Consider the following 17,274-nt stretch of genomic DNA (forward strand, 5'->3'; position numbering starts at 1 on the left):
CGGCATATGGATAGAAAAAAGATCGTAAACAGAATATATGACTATGGTCTGGCTCTTTATATTGTTGCGGCGGTTGTAATGCTGATCATTCCTTTAAAGGATTGGCTTTTAGATATACTCCTTGCTTTTGATATGGCCCTTTCATTTGTGATCATGTTTACATCAATGTTTGCGACGGATGTACTGGAAATGTCATTTTTCCCGACAATCCTTCTTTTTACAACCATTTTCAGAATTGCACTTAATGTGTCTTCCACAAGACTCATTCTTACAGAAGGAAGCGCCGGAGAAGTTATTACAGTTTTTGGAAGTTTCGTTGGTGGCGGCGACCTTATCGTCGGAGCAATTGTATATGTAATTTTGATCATCGTTCAGCTGATGGTCATCAACAAAGGTTCTGAACGAGTAGCTGAAGTTAGTGCAAGATTTACTCTTGATGCTATGCCCGGTAAGCAGATGGCTATTGATGCAGACCTTAACACCGGTGCTATAACTGATGCAGAGGCCAAGAAAAGGCGAGATAAGATCCAGGAAGAGGCAAGCTTTTTCGGAGCCATGGATGGTGCTACCAAGTATGTAAAGGGCGATGCTACAGCTGGTCTTATCATTACAGCAACAAACCTCATTGGCGGAATTGCCATGGGTGTTCTCAGGAAGGGAATGGATGTAAATACGGCCATAAATACCTATTCAATCCTTACCATGGGTGATGGACTGGTAAGCTCGATCCCTTCGCTGATGATATCTATGTCCACAGGTATTCTTGTTACAAAGGGCTCGAAAGAAGCAGACTTTGGCCACCTTCTTATCAATCAGCTCTTTGGAATGCCGAAAACTCTTTATCTTGTAGGCGGCGTAGTGGCAGGACTTGGTATTTTTTCACCGCTTCCAACGCTTTTGTATGTTACTTTCGGAGCAGGATTTATTTTACTTGGAAGGATAACATCCCAGACAATAGAAGAGGTTGCTGTTGAATCGGAGGTCGCAACTCCTGAAGAACAGCAGGCAGAAGAAATTAGGCAGCCTGAGAATGTAACGAGTCTATTGCAGGTAGATCCTATCGAGCTTGAGTTTGGTTATGGAATCATTCCTCTTGCCGATGTTAATCAGGGCGGAGACCTTTTGGACCGAGTTGTTATGATAAGGCGACAGGTTGCGCTTGAACTAGGTACTGTGGTTCCCATCATTCGACTGAGAGATAATATTCAGTTGAATCCTAATCAATATATCATTAAAATTAAAGGTATACAGGTGAGTGATGGAGAAATCCTGTTTGACCATTATATGGCCATGAATCCCGGACATGTAGAGGATGAGATCACGGGTATTCCTACATTTGAACCTTCATTCCATCTGCCGGCTATCTGGATTACGGAAAGCCAGCGAGAGAGAGCGGAGAGTCTTGGATATACAGTTGTTGATCCTCCATCAATCATTGCTACTCATCTTACTGAGATCATCAGAGAGCACATTGCTGAGCTTATGACCAGACAGGATGTTCAGAATCTCGTTGATAATCTCAAGGAAAATCATCCGGCTCTTGTGGACGAGCTTGTGCCTAAGCTCATGAGCCTTGGTGAGATTGAGAAAGTATTACAGAATCTGTTAAAAGAGGGAGTTTCTATCAGAGACCTCGTTACTATATTCGAAACCCTTGCTGATTTTGCACCGTCTACGCATGATCCCGATATTCTTACGGAATACGTCAGACAGAGTCTGAAACGTGCAATTTCAAGTAAGTACTTTATGCCAGGAGAGACTACCAGCGTTGTTACACTGGATCCTAAGATAGAACAGGAAATAATGAGCAGTGTCAAGCAGACTGAGACAGGAGCTTATCTGACTCTTGATCCTGCAAGAACCAAGGCAATTCTAAATGCTGTCGGGGAACAGGTAAAGAAACTTGAAGAGGCTGGCAGGCTTGCGATCATTATGGCTTCTCCTATAGTACGAATGTACTTTAAGAAGATGACAGAAGATTACTACAAAGATTTGATTGTGATTTCTTACAACGAAGTGGAACCTAACATTGAATTACAATCTGTGGGGATGGTAACGGCTTAATATGATTATCAAAAAGTATGTTGGAAAAACTGAGAGTGAGGCAACTGAAGAAGCTAAGAAGGAGCTGGGGCAGAACATTGTAGTGATGAATGTGAGACCTCTTAAAAAGAATGGTTTCTTTTCACTGTTTCAGGCTCAAAAGATCGAGGTTACTGTAGCTTTGGAAGAAGAGACAGAAAGGCCTGTGACAAGGACTCTGACACCTGACAGGAATTCCAAACCTGTAGGAAGAAATCCTCTTGTAGAAGGTAGTCAGATTGACATAGTCAAGCCTGTGATCAAGGTCAATAAGTCTCCGGATATTATTGATGAGGGCAGCGCCATAGAAGAAAAGCTTGATAACCTTAGTAATCTTCTTGAAAAAAATATTAAATTTAACGAAAAAGATGATGTTAAGGACAAGGCTTTGGAGCCTGAAAAAGAGACAACTTCTAAGGCTTCTCCATCAGGAAGTGATATTTCTGACGAGACGATGTCCTTCATTAAATTGTTGTATAATACTCTTATAGAGAATGAAGTTGATGAGATTTATGTAAATCAGCTTACAGATGAAGTGGAAAAAATTAGTAAACCTGGTATGCCATTTGATTTTGCACTTGCAAATGTATACCAGAAAATGGTTCTCAAATTTGGTAAATCAGAGCCTATTGAGCCTATCGAACAAGGGCAGGGACCAAGAGCGGAGATTTTCATAGGTCCTACAGGTGTCGGCAAAACTACTACTATCGCCAAGCTTGCATCTGAACTCTCTGTCACCCAGAAAAAGAAAGTTGCTCTTGTTACGGTTGATACATACAGAATAGCTGCTGCCGAACAGCTTCGTACCTATGCATCTATTCTGGAAATACCATTTAGGGTTATCTATTCAGTTGATGAAATGAAACAGGTTGCTGAAGACTTTAAAGACTATGACTATATCATGGTTGATACAGCAGGCCATTCCCAGCATAACGATGAACTTAAGAGTGATATTGAAGCTTATATCAGAACTCTTGAGGATCTTATGGACTGCGAGAATTATCTTGTTTTGTCAGCAACTACCAAGTACAGAGATCTTATAGAGATAGCTGATTCCTACTCAGAACTTGTTGCTTATAAGCTTATCTTTACCAAGATGGACGAAACAGGGGCTAAAGGTAATGTTTATAATATGAGAATGCACACCGGAGCACCTGTTGCCTATATTACTAACGGACAGAATGTCCCAGATGATATTGCTGTTTTTGATGCACAGCGTATTGTCAAGAATCTATTGGGTGGAAAAAGTTAACGGGGGACTTTATGGATCAGGCTCAACAGCTTCGCAATATTATTAAGAATACAAACAAGCCTCAAAGACCTCTTGCCAGGATCATCACAGTTACAAGTGGTAAAGGTGGTGTAGGTAAGTCCAATGTGGCTATTAATCTTGCCATACAGTTTCGTAAGATGGGGAAAAGAGTTATAATTCTCGATGCAGACTTTGGTCTGGCAAATATTGAGATAATGTTTGGAACTGTTCCCAAGCACAATTTGTGTGATCTTATTTATCAGGGCAAGAATATCAAAGATATCATCACCTGGGGACCGGAAGGTGTTGGCTTTATATCTGGCGGCTCAGGTATATCCGGAATGTATAACCTTAGCAGGGACTATCTGGTATATATAATAGTCAATCTGGCTGAGCTTGATGCAATTGCGGACGTTATCATTGTAGATACCGGTGCGGGAATATCGAGTGCGGTAATGGAATTTTTGGTTGCAAGTGGTGAGGTTATTCTTGTTACTACTCCAGAGCCTACTTCAATTACGGATTCGTATTCTCTTTTAAAAGCACTTAATCAGTCTCCGAGGTTTTCCAGAGAGGATACAAAAGTTAAGGTAGTATCCAACAGGGTGACATCTGAAGAGGAAGGGCAACAGCTCTTTAATAAGCTTAATGCTGTTGTTGCAAGGTATCTTAAGCTTCCACTTACTTATATGGGAGCCATACCACAGGATCCTATGCTTGCAAGAAGCGTAATGCAGCAATCTCCGGTTTCTCTTCAGTACCCAAATGCCAAGTCGGTAAGAGCTTTTGAGGCAATTGCCGGTAAACTGATGAACCCGGGGAATACTGCCGAAGTCAAGCATAGAGGAATGGCTGCTTTCTTTTCACATATTATTACAGGAAGAAAACTTAGTAGTACACCAACTCAGAATTTGAGCAGTTCACCAAATTTACCAGCTTAATCTTTTCCAAACACTATAGCGAATGGAGAATAATACAAAATGCTTGCTGATTATATTGCACCCGGTAACCGTGTCGAGCTCAAGGCTACGGGCAAGATGTGGATGGATGAAGATGCCAGAACAAGGCATATTTATATGAGCAAAGTAATGGACATTACTTCAGATGACAGGATAGAAGTTCTGATGCCATATGAGAAAGGCAGAATAGTTCTTTTACCTGTTGATGGAGAATATAGTCTATGCTTTTACAGTACTAAGGGCTTATTTCAATGCTTTTGCAGGATAGTTGACAGGTACAGAAGTGACAACATGTATATTCTGGTTCTGGACCTCACAAGTGAGCTTGCCAAGCTTCAAAGACGTGAGTATTACAGATTCAGTTGTGCATTGGAGCTTAAATCAAGGCTGTGCACACCTGAGGAAGTTGATGCTTTTGAAAAGAACCGGAGATATCTTGTTGATCCGGGAGAGAATCTTCAGAAAAGTGTTGTTGTTGACATAAGCGGTGGCGGTTTACGATTTGTCGCTAATTTCAGCTATGAGGAAGGAAATACGATTTATTGTTCATACAGACTACCGGGAAATGCCAATGACAAAGAGTACGAGATGCTGTGCAATGTGCTTAAAGTCACAGAGCTGGAAAGCAGGCCGGGACTCTTTGAACACCGCATACAATACATATATATAGACGAGAATTCCAGAGAAGATATCATTCACTTTATTTTTGAAGAAGAACGAAAAATAAGAAAGAAGCAAACGTAAATGAGAAAAATTTTATTAATTGATGACTCTGCACTTATGAGAACTGTACTGAGTGATATTATTAACTCAGATGCTAGATTCCAGGTAGTTGATAAGGCTAAAGACGGAGTTGAAGGTCTGGAACTCCTCAAAAAGAATACGTATGACGCAGTAGTTCTTGACATTAACATGCCGAGAATGGACGGTATTACGATGCTAAAGGAGCTTCAGAAACTCAAGATCAAGGCCAAGATCATGATGGCCAGCACCGATACAAAAGAAGGTGCTAAGGTCACTATGGACTGTCTTGATCTGGGTGCACTTGATTTCGTTCATAAACCTGACAGGGCTTCCGAGTGTAGAGGAGAAGATTTTACCAAGATTTTCATTAACACTCTGGCGGCTGTAGCAGAATCAAGAGCTCCTGTCAGTACGAAGGCCTTCTCAATTGAGGATGTTAAGGAAACTAGAAAGGTAATCGATCTTGTCAGTAAATCTGCAAACAAGATTACCGGTAACAGGATTGTTGCAATCGCAAGCTCCACCGGAGGCCCCAGAGCGCTTCAATCAGTTATTCCTAAACTTCCCAAGAATCTGAAAACGCCTGTTGTATTGGTACAGCATATGCCGGAAGGCTTCACAGCTTCTCTTGCCGAGAGACTTGATTCACTTAGTGAAGTCAAGGTCAAGGAGGCGGCTGAAGGAGATGTCCTTACCGCAGGAACGGTATACATCTCGCGAGGCGGCAAGCATATGCATATAGTGAAGAGTGGGGGGAAGAGCACGATTCACTATGTTGATGGTCCTACAAGAGAAGGCGTTAGACCATGTGCGAACTTCATGTATGAATCCCTTATGGATTCGGATTTCGACGAGATCTGTTGCGTCGTACTCACAGGAATGGGAGCAGATGGTACAGAGGGAATCAAGAATCTAAAGTCTAAGAAAAAAGTTTTTGTTATCGGTCAGGAAGAAAGCACCTGCACTGTATACGGGATGCCTAAGGCAGTAGCAACAGCTGGGCTTGTAGATCAGGTTGTTAAACTTGAGAACGTTGCTCAGGAAATAATAATGCGTGTCGGTGTGAATTGAGGGATTACAAAACTTTTTATCTTTTCTTTATATTCATAAAATAAATTCCTCCATTCATAAAACCGATATATAGTTCAAAAGTATGCTGTTAAACGTATGCATTTTGACTACTATCACTTTTCTTATGGAGGTAAATAGGTTATGGATGTTTCCCAGTATCTAAGTGTCTTTCTTGATGAAGCAAAAGAGCACCTTCAGTCTCTTAATGACAACATCATGACTCTTGAGCAGGATCCTGAGAATGAGGATTGTATCAACGAGATTTTCAGATCGGCCCATTCTATGAAAGGTATGGCTGGAACTATGGGCTATACCAGAATGCAGAACCTTACTCATGATATGGAGGATGTTTTCTCAGATGTTCGTGCAGGTAAGATTAAGATCAAATCTGCTGATATCGACGTTCTCCTTCAGTGTCTTGATGCTATTCAGGGCTATGTTGATAATATTACAGAGAATCAGGATGAGGGTACTGACGAGCATCAGAACATAATTAAATCCCTTGCTGATATTAGAAATGGCGGCGCAAGTGGCGGCGACGCTGCTCCGGCAGCACCTGCAGCAGAAGCAGCAGCTCCTAAGGAGGAAGCAGCTTCTGCAGACGGACCGGCTCCTGGCGCTGATGGAACTCAGGATTACAGGGCTATTCGCCTTGATCCGTCTGTTAAATCTACATTAGAGGAAGCAAAATCACAGGGCAAGAAGCTCTACGGTGTGACTGTTCACATTGAAGAGTCTTGCATTCTTAAGGCTGCGAGAGGCTTCCTTGTATTCAAAGGTCTCGAAGAAATCGGCGAGATTGCTGTTTCCGAGCCAAATACCCAGGATATTGAAGATGAAAAATTTGAATATTCTTTCAGTCTTATTCTGATCACTGATGAAAGTAAAGAGAAGATTGAAGAGATTGTTAAGGCAGTTTCTGAAGTAGAGAGCTGTGAGGTTGGCGAGTATGATCCTAGTGGCGCTAAGCCCGCTGAGGAAAAAGAAGCTGCTCCTGCAGCAGAAGCACCTGCAGCGCCTGCACAGGCACCAGCAGCTGCAGCTCCTGCAGCAAATAAGCCAGCACCTGCAGCAGGTAGCGGCGGCGGAGCTGGCGGCAAGAAGCCTGTTGGCAAGCCTGTAGTAAACAGAACTGTCCGTGTAGATATTGAAAAGCTCGATGTTCTTATGAACCTTGTATCTGAGCTTATCATAGCCAAGAACTCACTTATTTCTGCAGCCAATACATCAGGTGTTAGTAACGTAAACGAGCAGATTGAATACCTTGAGAGTGTAACCACAAACCTTCACGAATCTGTCATGAAAGTTCGAATGGTTCCTATCGAGAGTGTACTTCAGAAATTCCCTCGTATGATCCGTGATCTTAATAAGACCCTTAATAAGAAAATGGAACTTACAATGACTGGTGAAGACACAGAAATGGACCGTACCGTTGTTGATGAGATTGGTGATCCTTTGATGCACCTTATCAGAAACAGTGCCGACCACGGTATTGAGAATGCTGAACTTCGTGCGCAGCGTGGTAAGCCTGAAGTTGGACAGATTTTCCTTCATGCCTTCCAGGATGGTAACAGCGTTGTTATCGAGGTTGGTGATGATGGTAACGGTATTGATGCAGAAGCAGTCAAGAATAAAGCTATTGAAAAGGGCGTTGTTTCTCCTGAACAGGCAGCTCTTTTAACAGAAAAACAGTGTGTTGAACTCTTATTCCATCCCGGATTCTCAACAGCTAAGGTTGTATCTGAAATTTCAGGAAGAGGTGTTGGACTTGACGTTGTTAAATCCAAAGTAGAGTCTCTTTCCGGTGAAGTTACAGTTAAGACCAAGCTTGGTGAAGGATCCACATGGGTTATCAGACTTCCTCTTACACTTGCTATTATCCAGGCTCTGATGGTTATCATCGGTCAGGAAAAATACGCTATTCCTCTGGATTCAATTCAGAGTATTGAGGATGTATCGCCTAAAGATATCAAGTTTGTTGAGAACAAGGAAGTTATCAATCTTCGTGGAAGCGTGCTTCCTCTTGTAAGACTTAATGAAGTTCTTGATACAAATTCAACAAGAGAACCTGATGAAGACATGGTTGTTGTTATCGCAAGAAAAGGCGATCAGCTTGCAGGTCTTGTAATTGATGAACTTATGGGTCAGCAGGAAATCGTTATTAAGCCGCTTGGCAAATACACAAATAAATGTAAGCTCATAAGCGGCGCTACAATTCTTGGAGATGGTGAGATTGCACTTATCCTTGATACTAACTCAATTTTCTGATAGTTACTATAGTCCGTTAACTTTTAGAAAGGAAGAAGAGCGAAATGAATGAACTTAGAGATACAGCTGATGTAGGAGAACTTATTCAGTATATTGTTATCAAGATTGATGACGAAGAATATGGTATTAACATCAAATTTATCGATAATATCGTTAGAATGCAGCAGATAACCAGAGTCCCTAAGGTTGATGATTATCTCAAGGGTGTTATCAATATCCGAGGTGAGATAGTTCCTGTTATGAGTGTTCGTATGAAGATGGGACTTACAGAGGATGAGATTACCAATAAATCAAGAATCATTATACTTAAGACCGAGGGCGGCGATCTTGTAGGAATTATTGTAGATCAGGTTAATCAGGTTCTGACACTTGGGTCTAACAATATTGAAAAGATGCGCTATGACGACAAGAAAGAAAAAGCAAACGCCGGCTTTGTAAGTGGTGTTGGACATTATGATGGTGGCCTTGTTTCAATTCTCGATCTGGAGGCTGTTGTTTCTGAGAAGGTAGAAAAAGAGAAGGCATCAAACGCCAGCTAATTGGAGGATAAAGAATGGGTGATATGAGTTTGGACAATTTGTCCAGCCAGTACTTTGACGTTCTCAAAGAGCTGGGCAATATTGGTGCAGGTAATGCAACTACTGCACTGGCTCAGATGATAGGAACCAAGGTAGATATGGCTGTACCGCAGGTACGACTTCTTGATTTTAAAGACGTCGGAGACATGATGGGCGGAGCTGAGCAAATAATGGCTGGCATTTATCTTGCAGTTGAAGGAGACATTGATGGTGCAATCATGTTTCTTTTAAATAAGACTGCTGCCAGACACCTTGTAGACAAGCTTATGGGAACGGGATCTAAGCCGGATGAAGCAGATTTTGATGAGGTTGAGCTATCTGCGCTAAAAGAAGTAGGAAATATCATCACCGGATCGTATCTTAACTCGCTTTCCATGATGACTAACCTTAAGCTTGTGCCTTCTATTCCGTATGTTGCAATTGATATGGCAGCTGCTATTTTGAGCGTTCCTGCCATTCAGTTTGGAATGATGGGCGATAATATCCTTCTTATTGAGACTCAGTTTTTTGATGAACTTAAACTTAGCGGATATTTTATTCTTTTACCTGATGTTGACGGTTATGCTAAGATTCTTTCTTCACTTGGAATTGGTGATATTAGTGGATAAGCGAAGGGGCGATTTATGAGTCAAATAATAAAGGTTGGTATGGCTGATCTGAATATTTGTGTTAGCCCCGATGGAATAACTACGCTTGGACTTGGATCCTGCGTGGGAATTGCAGTGCGAGATCCCGTTACTAAGATAGGCGGCTTGGCACACGTAATGTTACCGGACTCAACAGAGATAAAGAATAACTCAAACATCCCTAAATTCGCTGATACCGGCATAGAAGAGTTGATCAGGCAGATAGTTGCTAAAGGAGCCAGCAGACAAAGGCTTGTTGCTAAGATAGCAGGCGGAGCTCAGATGTTTGCGTTCCAATCAAATAACAGCACTATGCGTGTTGGCGACAGAAATGTTCAGGCTTCTCTTAAAAAACTCAAAGAGATGAACATTCCGGTTCTGGCACAGGATACCGGTGATTCTTACGGGAGAACAGTTATCTTTTACCCGGAGAATGGTAATTTTGTAATCAGAGCGGTTGGAAAACCAGAAAAGATTATATGAATACCGATACTGAAGAATTAAAAAAATGTAATACAAAACTGATCACGCCACTGATAGTGCTTAGTTGTACTGCGATAATTGCAATATTTACGTACTTTGAGCACTATCCGGTGGGGGATTGGTTTGTTATTGTTTGTACCTCTGTAGTTATTTTTCTGATCCTGGGGCTTATTGTCGAAAAGATGATAACTAAATTTGTTGACATCAACTATGAAAAAGCTTTGGCTGAAATTGAGGAGGCAAAACGTCTCGAGGAAGAAGCCAGAGCAGCGATGGAAGCAGAAGGTGCAGAGGTTGGGGATGGCCTAAATGTTGTTCCTGAAGACCAGGATAATCCCTCTTTATTCTAAAATACTATATTATTGGGGACTAGATCATGGATGAAGCGGCAAAAAACAAATTATGGGAAGAATATCATAATACCAAATCAGCTGAGGTCAGAGAAAAGCTGATACTGGAGTATGCTCCGCTGGTTAAGCTTGTTGCAGGCAGACTTAGCATGTACCTTGGCTTCAATGTCGAATATGATGATCTTGTAGGCTATGGAATATTTGGTCTCATTGATGCTATCGACAAGTTTGACCTCATGAAGGATGTTAAGTTTGAAACTTATGCAAGCCTTCGTATTCGTGGTGCAATTCTGGATCAGATCAGGAAGATGGATTGGATTCCAAGGACCATAAGGCAGAGACAGAAAAAAATCGAGGCTGCTATAAGAGAAATTGAAAGAGACGGTGGCCACGTTGCAACGGATGCTGAAATTGCGGCAAAGATGCAGATTTCAGAAGATGAATATGCAAACTGGCAGAACCAGATGAAAGTGACCGGAGTAGTTTCTCTTAATGAATTTATGGACCAGGGGGCTGATATTCCTGAAGATTCCAATAACCGTTCTTCCGGCTTTGTTAAACCTGAAGAAGCAATAGAAAAAGAAGAGCTTAAGAAGATGCTTGCGCAGTCTCTTGAGTCTCTTACAGATAAAGAGAAAAAAGTAATTCTTTTGTACTATTATGAGGAACTGACACTTAAAGAAATAAGTCAGGTTTTGGAGGTATCTGAATCCAGAGTATCCCAGCTTCATACCAAAGCGCTTCAGAAAATGCGTGAAAAACTTGGCGATTATCTGGGAATTCTGACTAATCCAAGATGATTATTACTAGAGGTTGACGCAATGAATGGGTATTTTCAGCTGGTTATAACTGATCATGGGACAGGAATAAAGGTTTTTAAACCTACTGATGATGGTTTGCCCCTTGAGGTGAACTGTGTCAGGGATTATCTTGATGATAAAAAAATTGAATATGATGTCGTTAAGATTAGTGAAGCTGTGACAAATCAGGAAGAAGAGGTTGTCATTTTTACAGAAGCTCAGATTATGCCTGAGCGCGAATGCTGTATTTTTGAATCCTCCAAGGACCGAATGACTGTCACAGCTGTTTTTTATCCTCCCACTGAGGGGGCAGAACTGATGACTGAAGAAGAAGTCCTTAGTTCACTTGCTTATAGGAAAATAGTATATGGCATACAAAAAGATGTAATTCATGATTTTTTTGAACACAGAAAGTATTGTACGGAGATAGTTGTTGCTCAGGGTAAGCCTGTTAAACAGGGCCAAAATGCCAGAGTTGAATATCATTTCAATGTAAACTTGAGACCTAAACCAGCTCTTCGTGAAGATGGAAGCGTTGATTATCACAATCTCAACCTTATAAACAATGTCAATGCAGGAGATCTTCTTGCGACTCTGCATAAGGAAGTCCCGGGTGAAGCAGGTATCAATACACTTGGTGAGAATATAAAAGCTGCCTCTGTCAAAACTACATTTATCAAATATGGCAAGAACACGATCTTGTCTGAAGATAAGATGACGCTTACAGCTGAAAAGGCAGGCCATGTAACCATAAAAGAAGGAAAAGTCGTTGTATCTGACGTTCTAACAGTAGAGAATGTAGATCTTTCAACCGGAAATATTGATTATGAAGGCAGCGTCGTTGTAAAAGGCGTTATATCAACCGGCTTTAGTGTCAAGGCCGGAAGTAACATTGTTGTTAAGGGCATTGTTGAAGGAGCCACTCTTGAAGCGGGTGCTGACGTAATACTTGAATGCGGAGCAAAAGCCGGAGGAAATATAACAGCCGGAGGAAACATAATTGCCAAGTTTGTAGAAAATGCGACTCTTACAGCAAAGGGATCGATTACAAGTGAATGTATCCTTCATTCTAATGTGATTTCCGGAACAGAAATAAATGTAACCGGTAAAAGAGGCTTTATAGCTGGCGGCAAGGTAATCGCCGCTGACAAGATCCAGGCCAAGATTCTTGGATCTGATATGGGAGCTAATACTATCATAGAAGTCGGAGCTGATCCTCAGGTAAAATTAAGGCTAAAAGAGCTTCAGAAAAATATGGCCGCAGCACAGAAAAACCTGGAAAGTATAAAGCCAACGATAGAAGGCTTTTCAAAGATGCTCAAGGCAGGTGCCAAATTTACACCTGATCAGGTTGCCAATGTTCAGAAATTAATGGCTATGAATAAAACTTTAACTAAGCAGCTTCAGGATAACTCTGAAGAGTATTCAGAATTAATGGAGAAACTTGCGGAACAAAAGGAGGCGGTTGTAATCGTTGAAGGTACTGCTTATCCCGGTACCACTGTCAATATTGGAGAGCTGTCAATGATAGTTAAAAAGCCTGTTCAATATAGCAGATTTGTTGTAAAAGATGGAGATGTAAGGTTGGCTCCAATATAATTTTAGCCGATATAAATAATATAAAGGAAAAATAGGTCTCTTCATGTTATAATAAGCTTGGAAGGAGGGGTCTACCATGTCAATAAACAGGATTGATTTTGGCGTGATGGCTGCCAGTAGCGAAGTCGGTACAATAAAGGCCGCAGAAGATGCAAGGCCTTTAATGGATCAGCGCAATTTCCAGGCTCAGTTTAATCAGGAAGTAGACAATCAGCGTAGTCAGGTTACTCAAAAAGAAGATGTTGGTTCGGGGGAACTTAACTCTGATGCTCAGGACAAGGGGAGTAATGAGTATATGGGTGACGGAGGCCGTAACAGACGTGGAAACCATAACGGCAATGACAAAAGTGCAATACTAGAAAAACAGCTGTCTACCGAGAAAATGGAGAAGATTGCGGGGCATGTACTTGATAGGAATGGTAAGCCAGTCAATTTTGGTATTTCGTCAGGTTTTGATTTGAAGATATGATTATATTGTTATATAATTATATGTAGTTATTGAGGGGATTTGGGCGGAGATATGATAAGCATTACTGAGGTTATTCTAATAGTTGCAGGTTTTGCAGCTATCATATTAGGGTACCTTCTACCAGCCGGTAAGGAAATGGACGAGGAGGACAAAATGCTCATGGAGAGGGAGATTCGTGAGCTTGTTCGTCGTGAGGTTGAAGATCAGAAGGAAACCATCGAAAACATGGTGGATGACACCGTGGACAATTCTCTTGATCGCACAGAACGTGCGATGGAACGCATTTCTAATGAAAAACTCTCTGCAATAAATGAATATTCTGATACTGTCATCAATGATATTCATAAAAATCATGATGAAGTTATGTTTATGTACGACATGCTCAATGATAAACATAAAAACCTTACCAGTGTGGTGTCTGAAGTTACCAAGAAAACTGATGAGGCTAAGCAGGCTGTCAAGGATGCAGAAGCTACAGTTAGAGATGCTGAGGCTACAGCAAGGGAAGCCAAGGTCGCTACATCAAACCTTAACAGTATTACATCCAAAAAAGAAAATGTAAGAGCCATTCTTCTTGATGAAGATGAAGACAGACTTAGCGGAATCAGAATTCCCTATAATGAGAAAAAAGATTCTATTACTGTTCATGTTAAACCGGAAGAGCCTGAGCCAGAAAATAGCGGTTATGTCTCTGAAGAAAATATTCAGGAGCTTAAGGATATTGCAGCTGAAGTTATTACCAAAGATCAGGCAAGCGGACTGCATGTCATAGGCAATAAGGGTGAACAGGCTTCTGCCAAGGTTGTTCCTATTGCTGAGGCAAGAGCAGCTAATCCTGACAGAAACATGATGGAGCTTACAGCCAATGATCCGATTTCACAGAACAGAAGGATCATAGAAATGCATAAAGCCGGCAAATCTAATATGGTCATAGCGAGAGAACTTGGCCTTGGTATTGGAGAAGTCAAGCTCGTTATTGATCTTTCAAACAAGCATAGAAAAGTTAAATAAAATATTTTAAGGATAAAACAGGTATGAAGTTAAAGTATTACCTTCGCGGTATGGGGATTGGAATAATACTTACTGCGATAGTTATGGGGTTTGCCCTTGGCGGCAGAAAGACAACTATCAGCGATGCTGAAGTTATAGAAAGAGCCAAGGCTCTTGGCATGATTGATGGAAACGGAGTCCTTGATTCAGGTACTGATAGTAACGAGGTTAGTTTGGATGATTCACTTACACCCGGTTCGGCATTGGCTCAGGAAGGAACAGAAGTATCTCAGGAAATCGACAAAGAAATCTCTTCGTCAGGTGAATATGTTTCGGACATGGCTTCTGAAACGGAGGAAAGAGAAGATTCGCAAGCAGAAATTTCAACAGTTCAAAATGAGAATTCAGGAGCTGAAAGCACCAAAGAAAAAAATGAAGCTTCAAACGGAAAAAGCGGAATAAATAAGGCTGAGGAAAACCAGGCTGCAGCAATAAAGTCTGCAGATGAGACAGCTGTAGCAGAAGAAATTGCCGCAGATAATAAAAGTTCAGCAACTACTGATTCGTCAGTACAAGAGGCGCCTAAGCCATCAGAAAGTCAGGCTGTTGGTAATAAAACAACTGTTACCAAAAATGTTACAATTCCGAGCGGACTAGGATCAGAAGGTGTTGCAAGAGTTCTTTATAATGCAGGAGTTGTGGATGATGCGGTGACCTTTAATAACTACCTTGTTGAACGTAAGATGGACAGGAGCATCAGGGCCGGGCAGAAGACATTTCCTGCGGGTTCATCTTATGAAGATATTGCAAGAATAATATGTCAGGGTTAAGAGACAATACATGTTTTAAGTCATGGTTGTCTCTTTTTTTGCTATTTTTTGCCAAAAAAGTGTTGAAATGTATGGTTTGCTATGCTAATATTAGAGAGCTGTTGATTTAAGGGATATTTATGCCCTGAATTGCAGACTGTCTTTTGACAGTAACACAAATATGCACGTATATCTAATTCTCATTCCGGTGTCGGCAGATGCTGCTGATCAGTATGAGAGTCTCGCACGGAAGATGACGCTTCTTCTATGCAATATGAGGCCAAGGGGTATACGGAAGAATTAACCAAATGGAGGTAATAACATGAGCGTTGTATCAATGAAACAGTTACTTGAAGCAGGTGTACACTTCGGACACCAGACAAGAAGATGGAACCCTAAAATGGCTCCTTACATCTTCACAGAGAGAAACGGAATCCACATCATCGATCTTCAGAAGTCAGTTGTTAAGGTAGATGAGGCTTACAAGGCAGTATTTGAGATTGCACAGCAGGGTGGAACAATCCTTTTCGTTGGAACCAAGAAGCAGGCTCAGGATGCAGTTAAGACTGAGGCAGAGCGTTGCGGTATGTACTATGTTAACGAGAGATGGCTTGGTGGTATGCTCACAAACTTCAAGACAATCCAGAGCAGAATCGCTAGAATGAAAGCTATCGAGAAGATGCAGGAAGATGGAACATTCGATGTTCTTCCTAAGAAGGAAGTTGCTATGCTCAAGAAGGAGCTTGCTAAACTTCAGGCTAACCTTGGCGGAATCAGAGATATGAAGAGAATCCCTGACGCTATCTTCGTAGTTGACCCTAAGAAGGAGAGAATCTGCATTCAGGAAGCTGAGTCTCTTGGAATCACACTTATCGGTATCGGCGATACAAACTGTGATCCAGAAGAGCTTGATTTCATCATTCCTGGTAACGATGATGCTATCAGAGCAGTTAAGCTTATCGTTGGTAAGATGGCTGATGCTGTTATCGAGGCTAACCAGGGCGCTGAGTCAGACGCTGCAGCTGATTATGTGCAGAGGATGCTGAGGCAACTGAGGAAGTAAACGAGTAATTTTTTTAATGAGACAAGCGAAACAATAATAAATACAATTTTATATTCTTATATTTAGTTGTATTTATTATTGATTTCATTTGGCGAATAGCCAAAACGAAGAATTGTTTTCGATTCTGAGTCTTGTCTCATAATTTTATATAATTTTATAAATACGGAGGATAAATAAATGGCTATCACAGCAGCAATGGTTAAAGAGTTACGTGAGTCAACTGGCGCAGGTATGATGGAGTGTAAGAAGGCTCTTACAGAGACTAACGGAGATATGGACGCAGCCGTTGAGTATCTTAGAAAAAATGGTATCATGAAGGCTGAGAAGAAGGCTAGCAGAATTGCAGCTGAAGGTCTTACAAGAATCGCAGTTAAGGATGACAAGACTGCAGCAGTAGTTGAGGTAAACTCAGAGACTGACTTCGTTGCTCAGAACGAGAAGTTCCAGGCATTCGTTGAGGCTGTTGCTACTCAGGCTGTTAACTCAGATGCAGCTGATCTTGATTCATTCATGGCTGAGAAGTGGAACCTTGATGAGAGCAAGACAGTTAATGAGGCTCTTGTTGAGATTACAGCAGTTATTTCAGAGAAGATCAGCATCAGAAGATTTGAGAAGGTTGTTGCTTCAAATGGTATCGTAGTTCCTTATGTACATGGTGGCGGAAGAATTTCTGTTATTGTAGAGGCTACAACAGATGTTGTTAACGATGAGATCAAGGATGCTGTTAAGAATGTAGCTATGCAGGTTGCAGCTCTTAATCCTAAATTTGTTTCTTCTGATGAAATTTCTGAAGAGTACAGAAACCACGAGAAGGAGATCCTTCTTGCTCAGGCAATGAAAGAGAACGAAGAGCTTCCTGAGAACAAGAGAAAGCCTCAGGAGATCATCGAGAAGATGCTTATTGGACGTCTTAACAAGGAGTTCAAGGAAATCTGCCTTAACGATCAGGTTTATGTAAAGGCTGAAGATGGCAAGCAGTCAGTTGGCCAGTACCTCGCACAGGTTGGTAAGGCTAATGGCGCAAATCTTTCAATCAAGAGATTCGTTCGTTTTGAGACAGGTGAAGGTATCGAGAAGAAGAACGAGAACTTCGCTGAGGAAGTTGCTAAGCAGGCAGCTGGTCTTAACTAA

Annotated in this window: 17 protein-coding genes; all 17 read left to right on the forward strand. The window is 41.4% G+C overall.

The features are described from left to right. Positions 1-6 precede the first annotated feature (6 nt). The 17 genes from flhA (at position 7) to tsf (ending at position 17,274) form a co-directional block, all read left to right on the forward strand. On the forward strand, positions 7-2,064 hold the full coding sequence (flhA, locus tag BPR_RS07020) for a flagellar biosynthesis protein FlhA (protein WP_013280772.1): 2,058 nt from the start codon (positions 7-9) through the stop codon (positions 2,062-2,064). Between the two features lies 1 nt (position 2,065). After that, positions 2,066-3,334 (forward strand): flagellar biosynthesis protein FlhF, encoded by a 1,269-nt coding sequence (flhF, locus tag BPR_RS07025; protein WP_013280773.1) that lies wholly within the window; start codon positions 2,066-2,068, stop codon positions 3,332-3,334. Between the two features lie 11 nt (positions 3,335-3,345). Then, entirely contained in the window at positions 3,346-4,275 is a 930-nt protein-coding gene (locus tag BPR_RS07030; protein ID WP_013280774.1) for a MinD/ParA family protein, read from the forward strand. Between the two features lie 39 nt (positions 4,276-4,314). Next, positions 4,315-5,037 (forward strand): flagellar brake protein, encoded by a 723-nt coding sequence (locus tag BPR_RS07035; RefSeq protein WP_013280775.1) that lies wholly within the window; start codon positions 4,315-4,317, stop codon positions 5,035-5,037. After that, positions 5,038-6,108, forward strand: coding sequence for a protein-glutamate methylesterase/protein-glutamine glutaminase (locus tag BPR_RS07040; RefSeq protein ID WP_013280776.1), 1,071 nt, complete (start codon positions 5,038-5,040; stop codon positions 6,106-6,108). Between the two features lie 141 nt (positions 6,109-6,249). Further along, the gene (locus BPR_RS07045) at positions 6,250-8,376 is read left to right on the forward strand and encodes a chemotaxis protein CheA (protein WP_013280777.1); all 2,127 of its coding nucleotides are present in this window, start codon (positions 6,250-6,252) and stop codon (positions 8,374-8,376) included. A 44-nt stretch (positions 8,377-8,420) separates the two neighbouring features. Beyond that, positions 8,421-8,915, forward strand: a complete 495-nt coding sequence (locus BPR_RS07050; protein ID WP_013280778.1) for a chemotaxis protein CheW — start codon at positions 8,421-8,423, stop codon at positions 8,913-8,915. Between the two features lie 14 nt (positions 8,916-8,929). Beyond that, the gene (locus BPR_RS07055) at positions 8,930-9,562 is read left to right on the forward strand and encodes a chemotaxis protein CheC (protein WP_013280779.1); all 633 of its coding nucleotides are present in this window, start codon (positions 8,930-8,932) and stop codon (positions 9,560-9,562) included. 15 nt (positions 9,563-9,577) lie between these two features. Beyond that, the gene (locus tag BPR_RS07060) at positions 9,578-10,063 is read left to right on the forward strand and encodes a chemotaxis protein CheD (protein WP_013280780.1); all 486 of its coding nucleotides are present in this window, start codon (positions 9,578-9,580) and stop codon (positions 10,061-10,063) included. Beyond that, on the forward strand, positions 10,060-10,413 hold the full coding sequence (locus BPR_RS07065) for a hypothetical protein (RefSeq protein WP_013280781.1): 354 nt from the start codon (positions 10,060-10,062) through the stop codon (positions 10,411-10,413). Before BPR_RS07060 ends, BPR_RS07065 begins: the two co-directional genes overlap by 4 nt. A 26-nt stretch (positions 10,414-10,439) precedes the next feature. Next, on the forward strand, positions 10,440-11,213 hold the full coding sequence (locus tag BPR_RS07070) for a FliA/WhiG family RNA polymerase sigma factor (protein WP_013280782.1): 774 nt from the start codon (positions 10,440-10,442) through the stop codon (positions 11,211-11,213). A 21-nt stretch (positions 11,214-11,234) separates the two neighbouring features. Beyond that, a complete protein-coding gene (locus BPR_RS07075; RefSeq protein ID WP_013280783.1) occupies positions 11,235-12,812 on the forward strand; it encodes a FapA family protein in 1,578 nt (525 codons plus the stop codon). 76 nt (positions 12,813-12,888) lie between these two features. After that, positions 12,889-13,281 (forward strand): hypothetical protein, encoded by a 393-nt coding sequence (locus BPR_RS07080; RefSeq protein ID WP_013280784.1) that lies wholly within the window; start codon positions 12,889-12,891, stop codon positions 13,279-13,281. A 51-nt stretch (positions 13,282-13,332) separates the two neighbouring features. Beyond that, on the forward strand, positions 13,333-14,292 hold the full coding sequence (locus tag BPR_RS07085) for a DUF6115 domain-containing protein (protein ID WP_013280785.1): 960 nt from the start codon (positions 13,333-13,335) through the stop codon (positions 14,290-14,292). Between the two features lie 23 nt (positions 14,293-14,315). Next, positions 14,316-15,101, forward strand: coding sequence for a hypothetical protein (locus BPR_RS19760; RefSeq protein WP_013280786.1), 786 nt, complete (start codon positions 14,316-14,318; stop codon positions 15,099-15,101). A gap of 301 nt (positions 15,102-15,402) precedes the next feature. Next, positions 15,403-16,143 carry a 30S ribosomal protein S2 gene (gene rpsB / locus BPR_RS07100; protein ID WP_013280787.1) on the forward strand — a complete coding sequence of 247 codons (741 nt, stop codon included), beginning with the start codon at positions 15,403-15,405 and terminating at the stop codon, positions 16,141-16,143. Positions 16,144-16,320: 177 nt separating this feature from the next. Next, entirely contained in the window at positions 16,321-17,274 is a 954-nt protein-coding gene (gene tsf, locus BPR_RS07105) for a translation elongation factor Ts (RefSeq protein ID WP_013280788.1), read from the forward strand.

The sequence above is a fragment of the Butyrivibrio proteoclasticus B316 genome (assembly GCF_000145035.1).
GTDB classification, from domain to species: Bacteria; Bacillota; Clostridia; order Lachnospirales; family Lachnospiraceae; genus Butyrivibrio; species Butyrivibrio proteoclasticus.

Bases quoted from the DNA above. Each gene is read 5' to 3' on its own strand.
- BPR_RS19760 (WP_013280786.1), top strand. From the start codon at position 14,316: ATGAAGTTAAAGTATTACCTTCGCGGTATGGGGATTGGAATAATACTT.
- BPR_RS07080 (WP_013280784.1), top strand. From the start codon at position 12,889: ATGTCAATAAACAGGATTGATTTTGGCGTGATGGCTGCCAGTAGCGAA.
- BPR_RS07045 (WP_013280777.1), top strand. From the start codon at position 6,250: ATGGATGTTTCCCAGTATCTAAGTGTCTTTCTTGATGAAGCAAAAGAG.
- BPR_RS07065 (WP_013280781.1), top strand. From the start codon at position 10,060: ATGAATACCGATACTGAAGAATTAAAAAAATGTAATACAAAACTGATC.
- BPR_RS07085 (WP_013280785.1), top strand. From the start codon at position 13,333: ATGATAAGCATTACTGAGGTTATTCTAATAGTTGCAGGTTTTGCAGCT.
- BPR_RS07075 (WP_013280783.1), top strand. From the start codon at position 11,235: ATGAATGGGTATTTTCAGCTGGTTATAACTGATCATGGGACAGGAATA.
- BPR_RS07050 (WP_013280778.1), top strand. From the start codon at position 8,421: ATGAATGAACTTAGAGATACAGCTGATGTAGGAGAACTTATTCAGTAT.
- BPR_RS07035 (WP_013280775.1), top strand. From the start codon at position 4,315: ATGCTTGCTGATTATATTGCACCCGGTAACCGTGTCGAGCTCAAGGCT.
- flhA (WP_013280772.1), top strand. From the start codon at position 7: ATGGATAGAAAAAAGATCGTAAACAGAATATATGACTATGGTCTGGCT.
- rpsB (WP_013280787.1), top strand. From the start codon at position 15,403: ATGAGCGTTGTATCAATGAAACAGTTACTTGAAGCAGGTGTACACTTC.
- BPR_RS07030 (WP_013280774.1), top strand. From the start codon at position 3,346: ATGGATCAGGCTCAACAGCTTCGCAATATTATTAAGAATACAAACAAG.
- BPR_RS07040 (WP_013280776.1), top strand. From the start codon at position 5,038: ATGAGAAAAATTTTATTAATTGATGACTCTGCACTTATGAGAACTGTA.
- tsf (WP_013280788.1), top strand. From the start codon at position 16,321: ATGGCTATCACAGCAGCAATGGTTAAAGAGTTACGTGAGTCAACTGGC.
- BPR_RS07055 (WP_013280779.1), top strand. From the start codon at position 8,930: ATGGGTGATATGAGTTTGGACAATTTGTCCAGCCAGTACTTTGACGTT.
- BPR_RS07070 (WP_013280782.1), top strand. From the start codon at position 10,440: ATGGATGAAGCGGCAAAAAACAAATTATGGGAAGAATATCATAATACC.
- BPR_RS07060 (WP_013280780.1), top strand. From the start codon at position 9,578: ATGAGTCAAATAATAAAGGTTGGTATGGCTGATCTGAATATTTGTGTT.
- flhF (WP_013280773.1), top strand. From the start codon at position 2,066: ATGATTATCAAAAAGTATGTTGGAAAAACTGAGAGTGAGGCAACTGAA.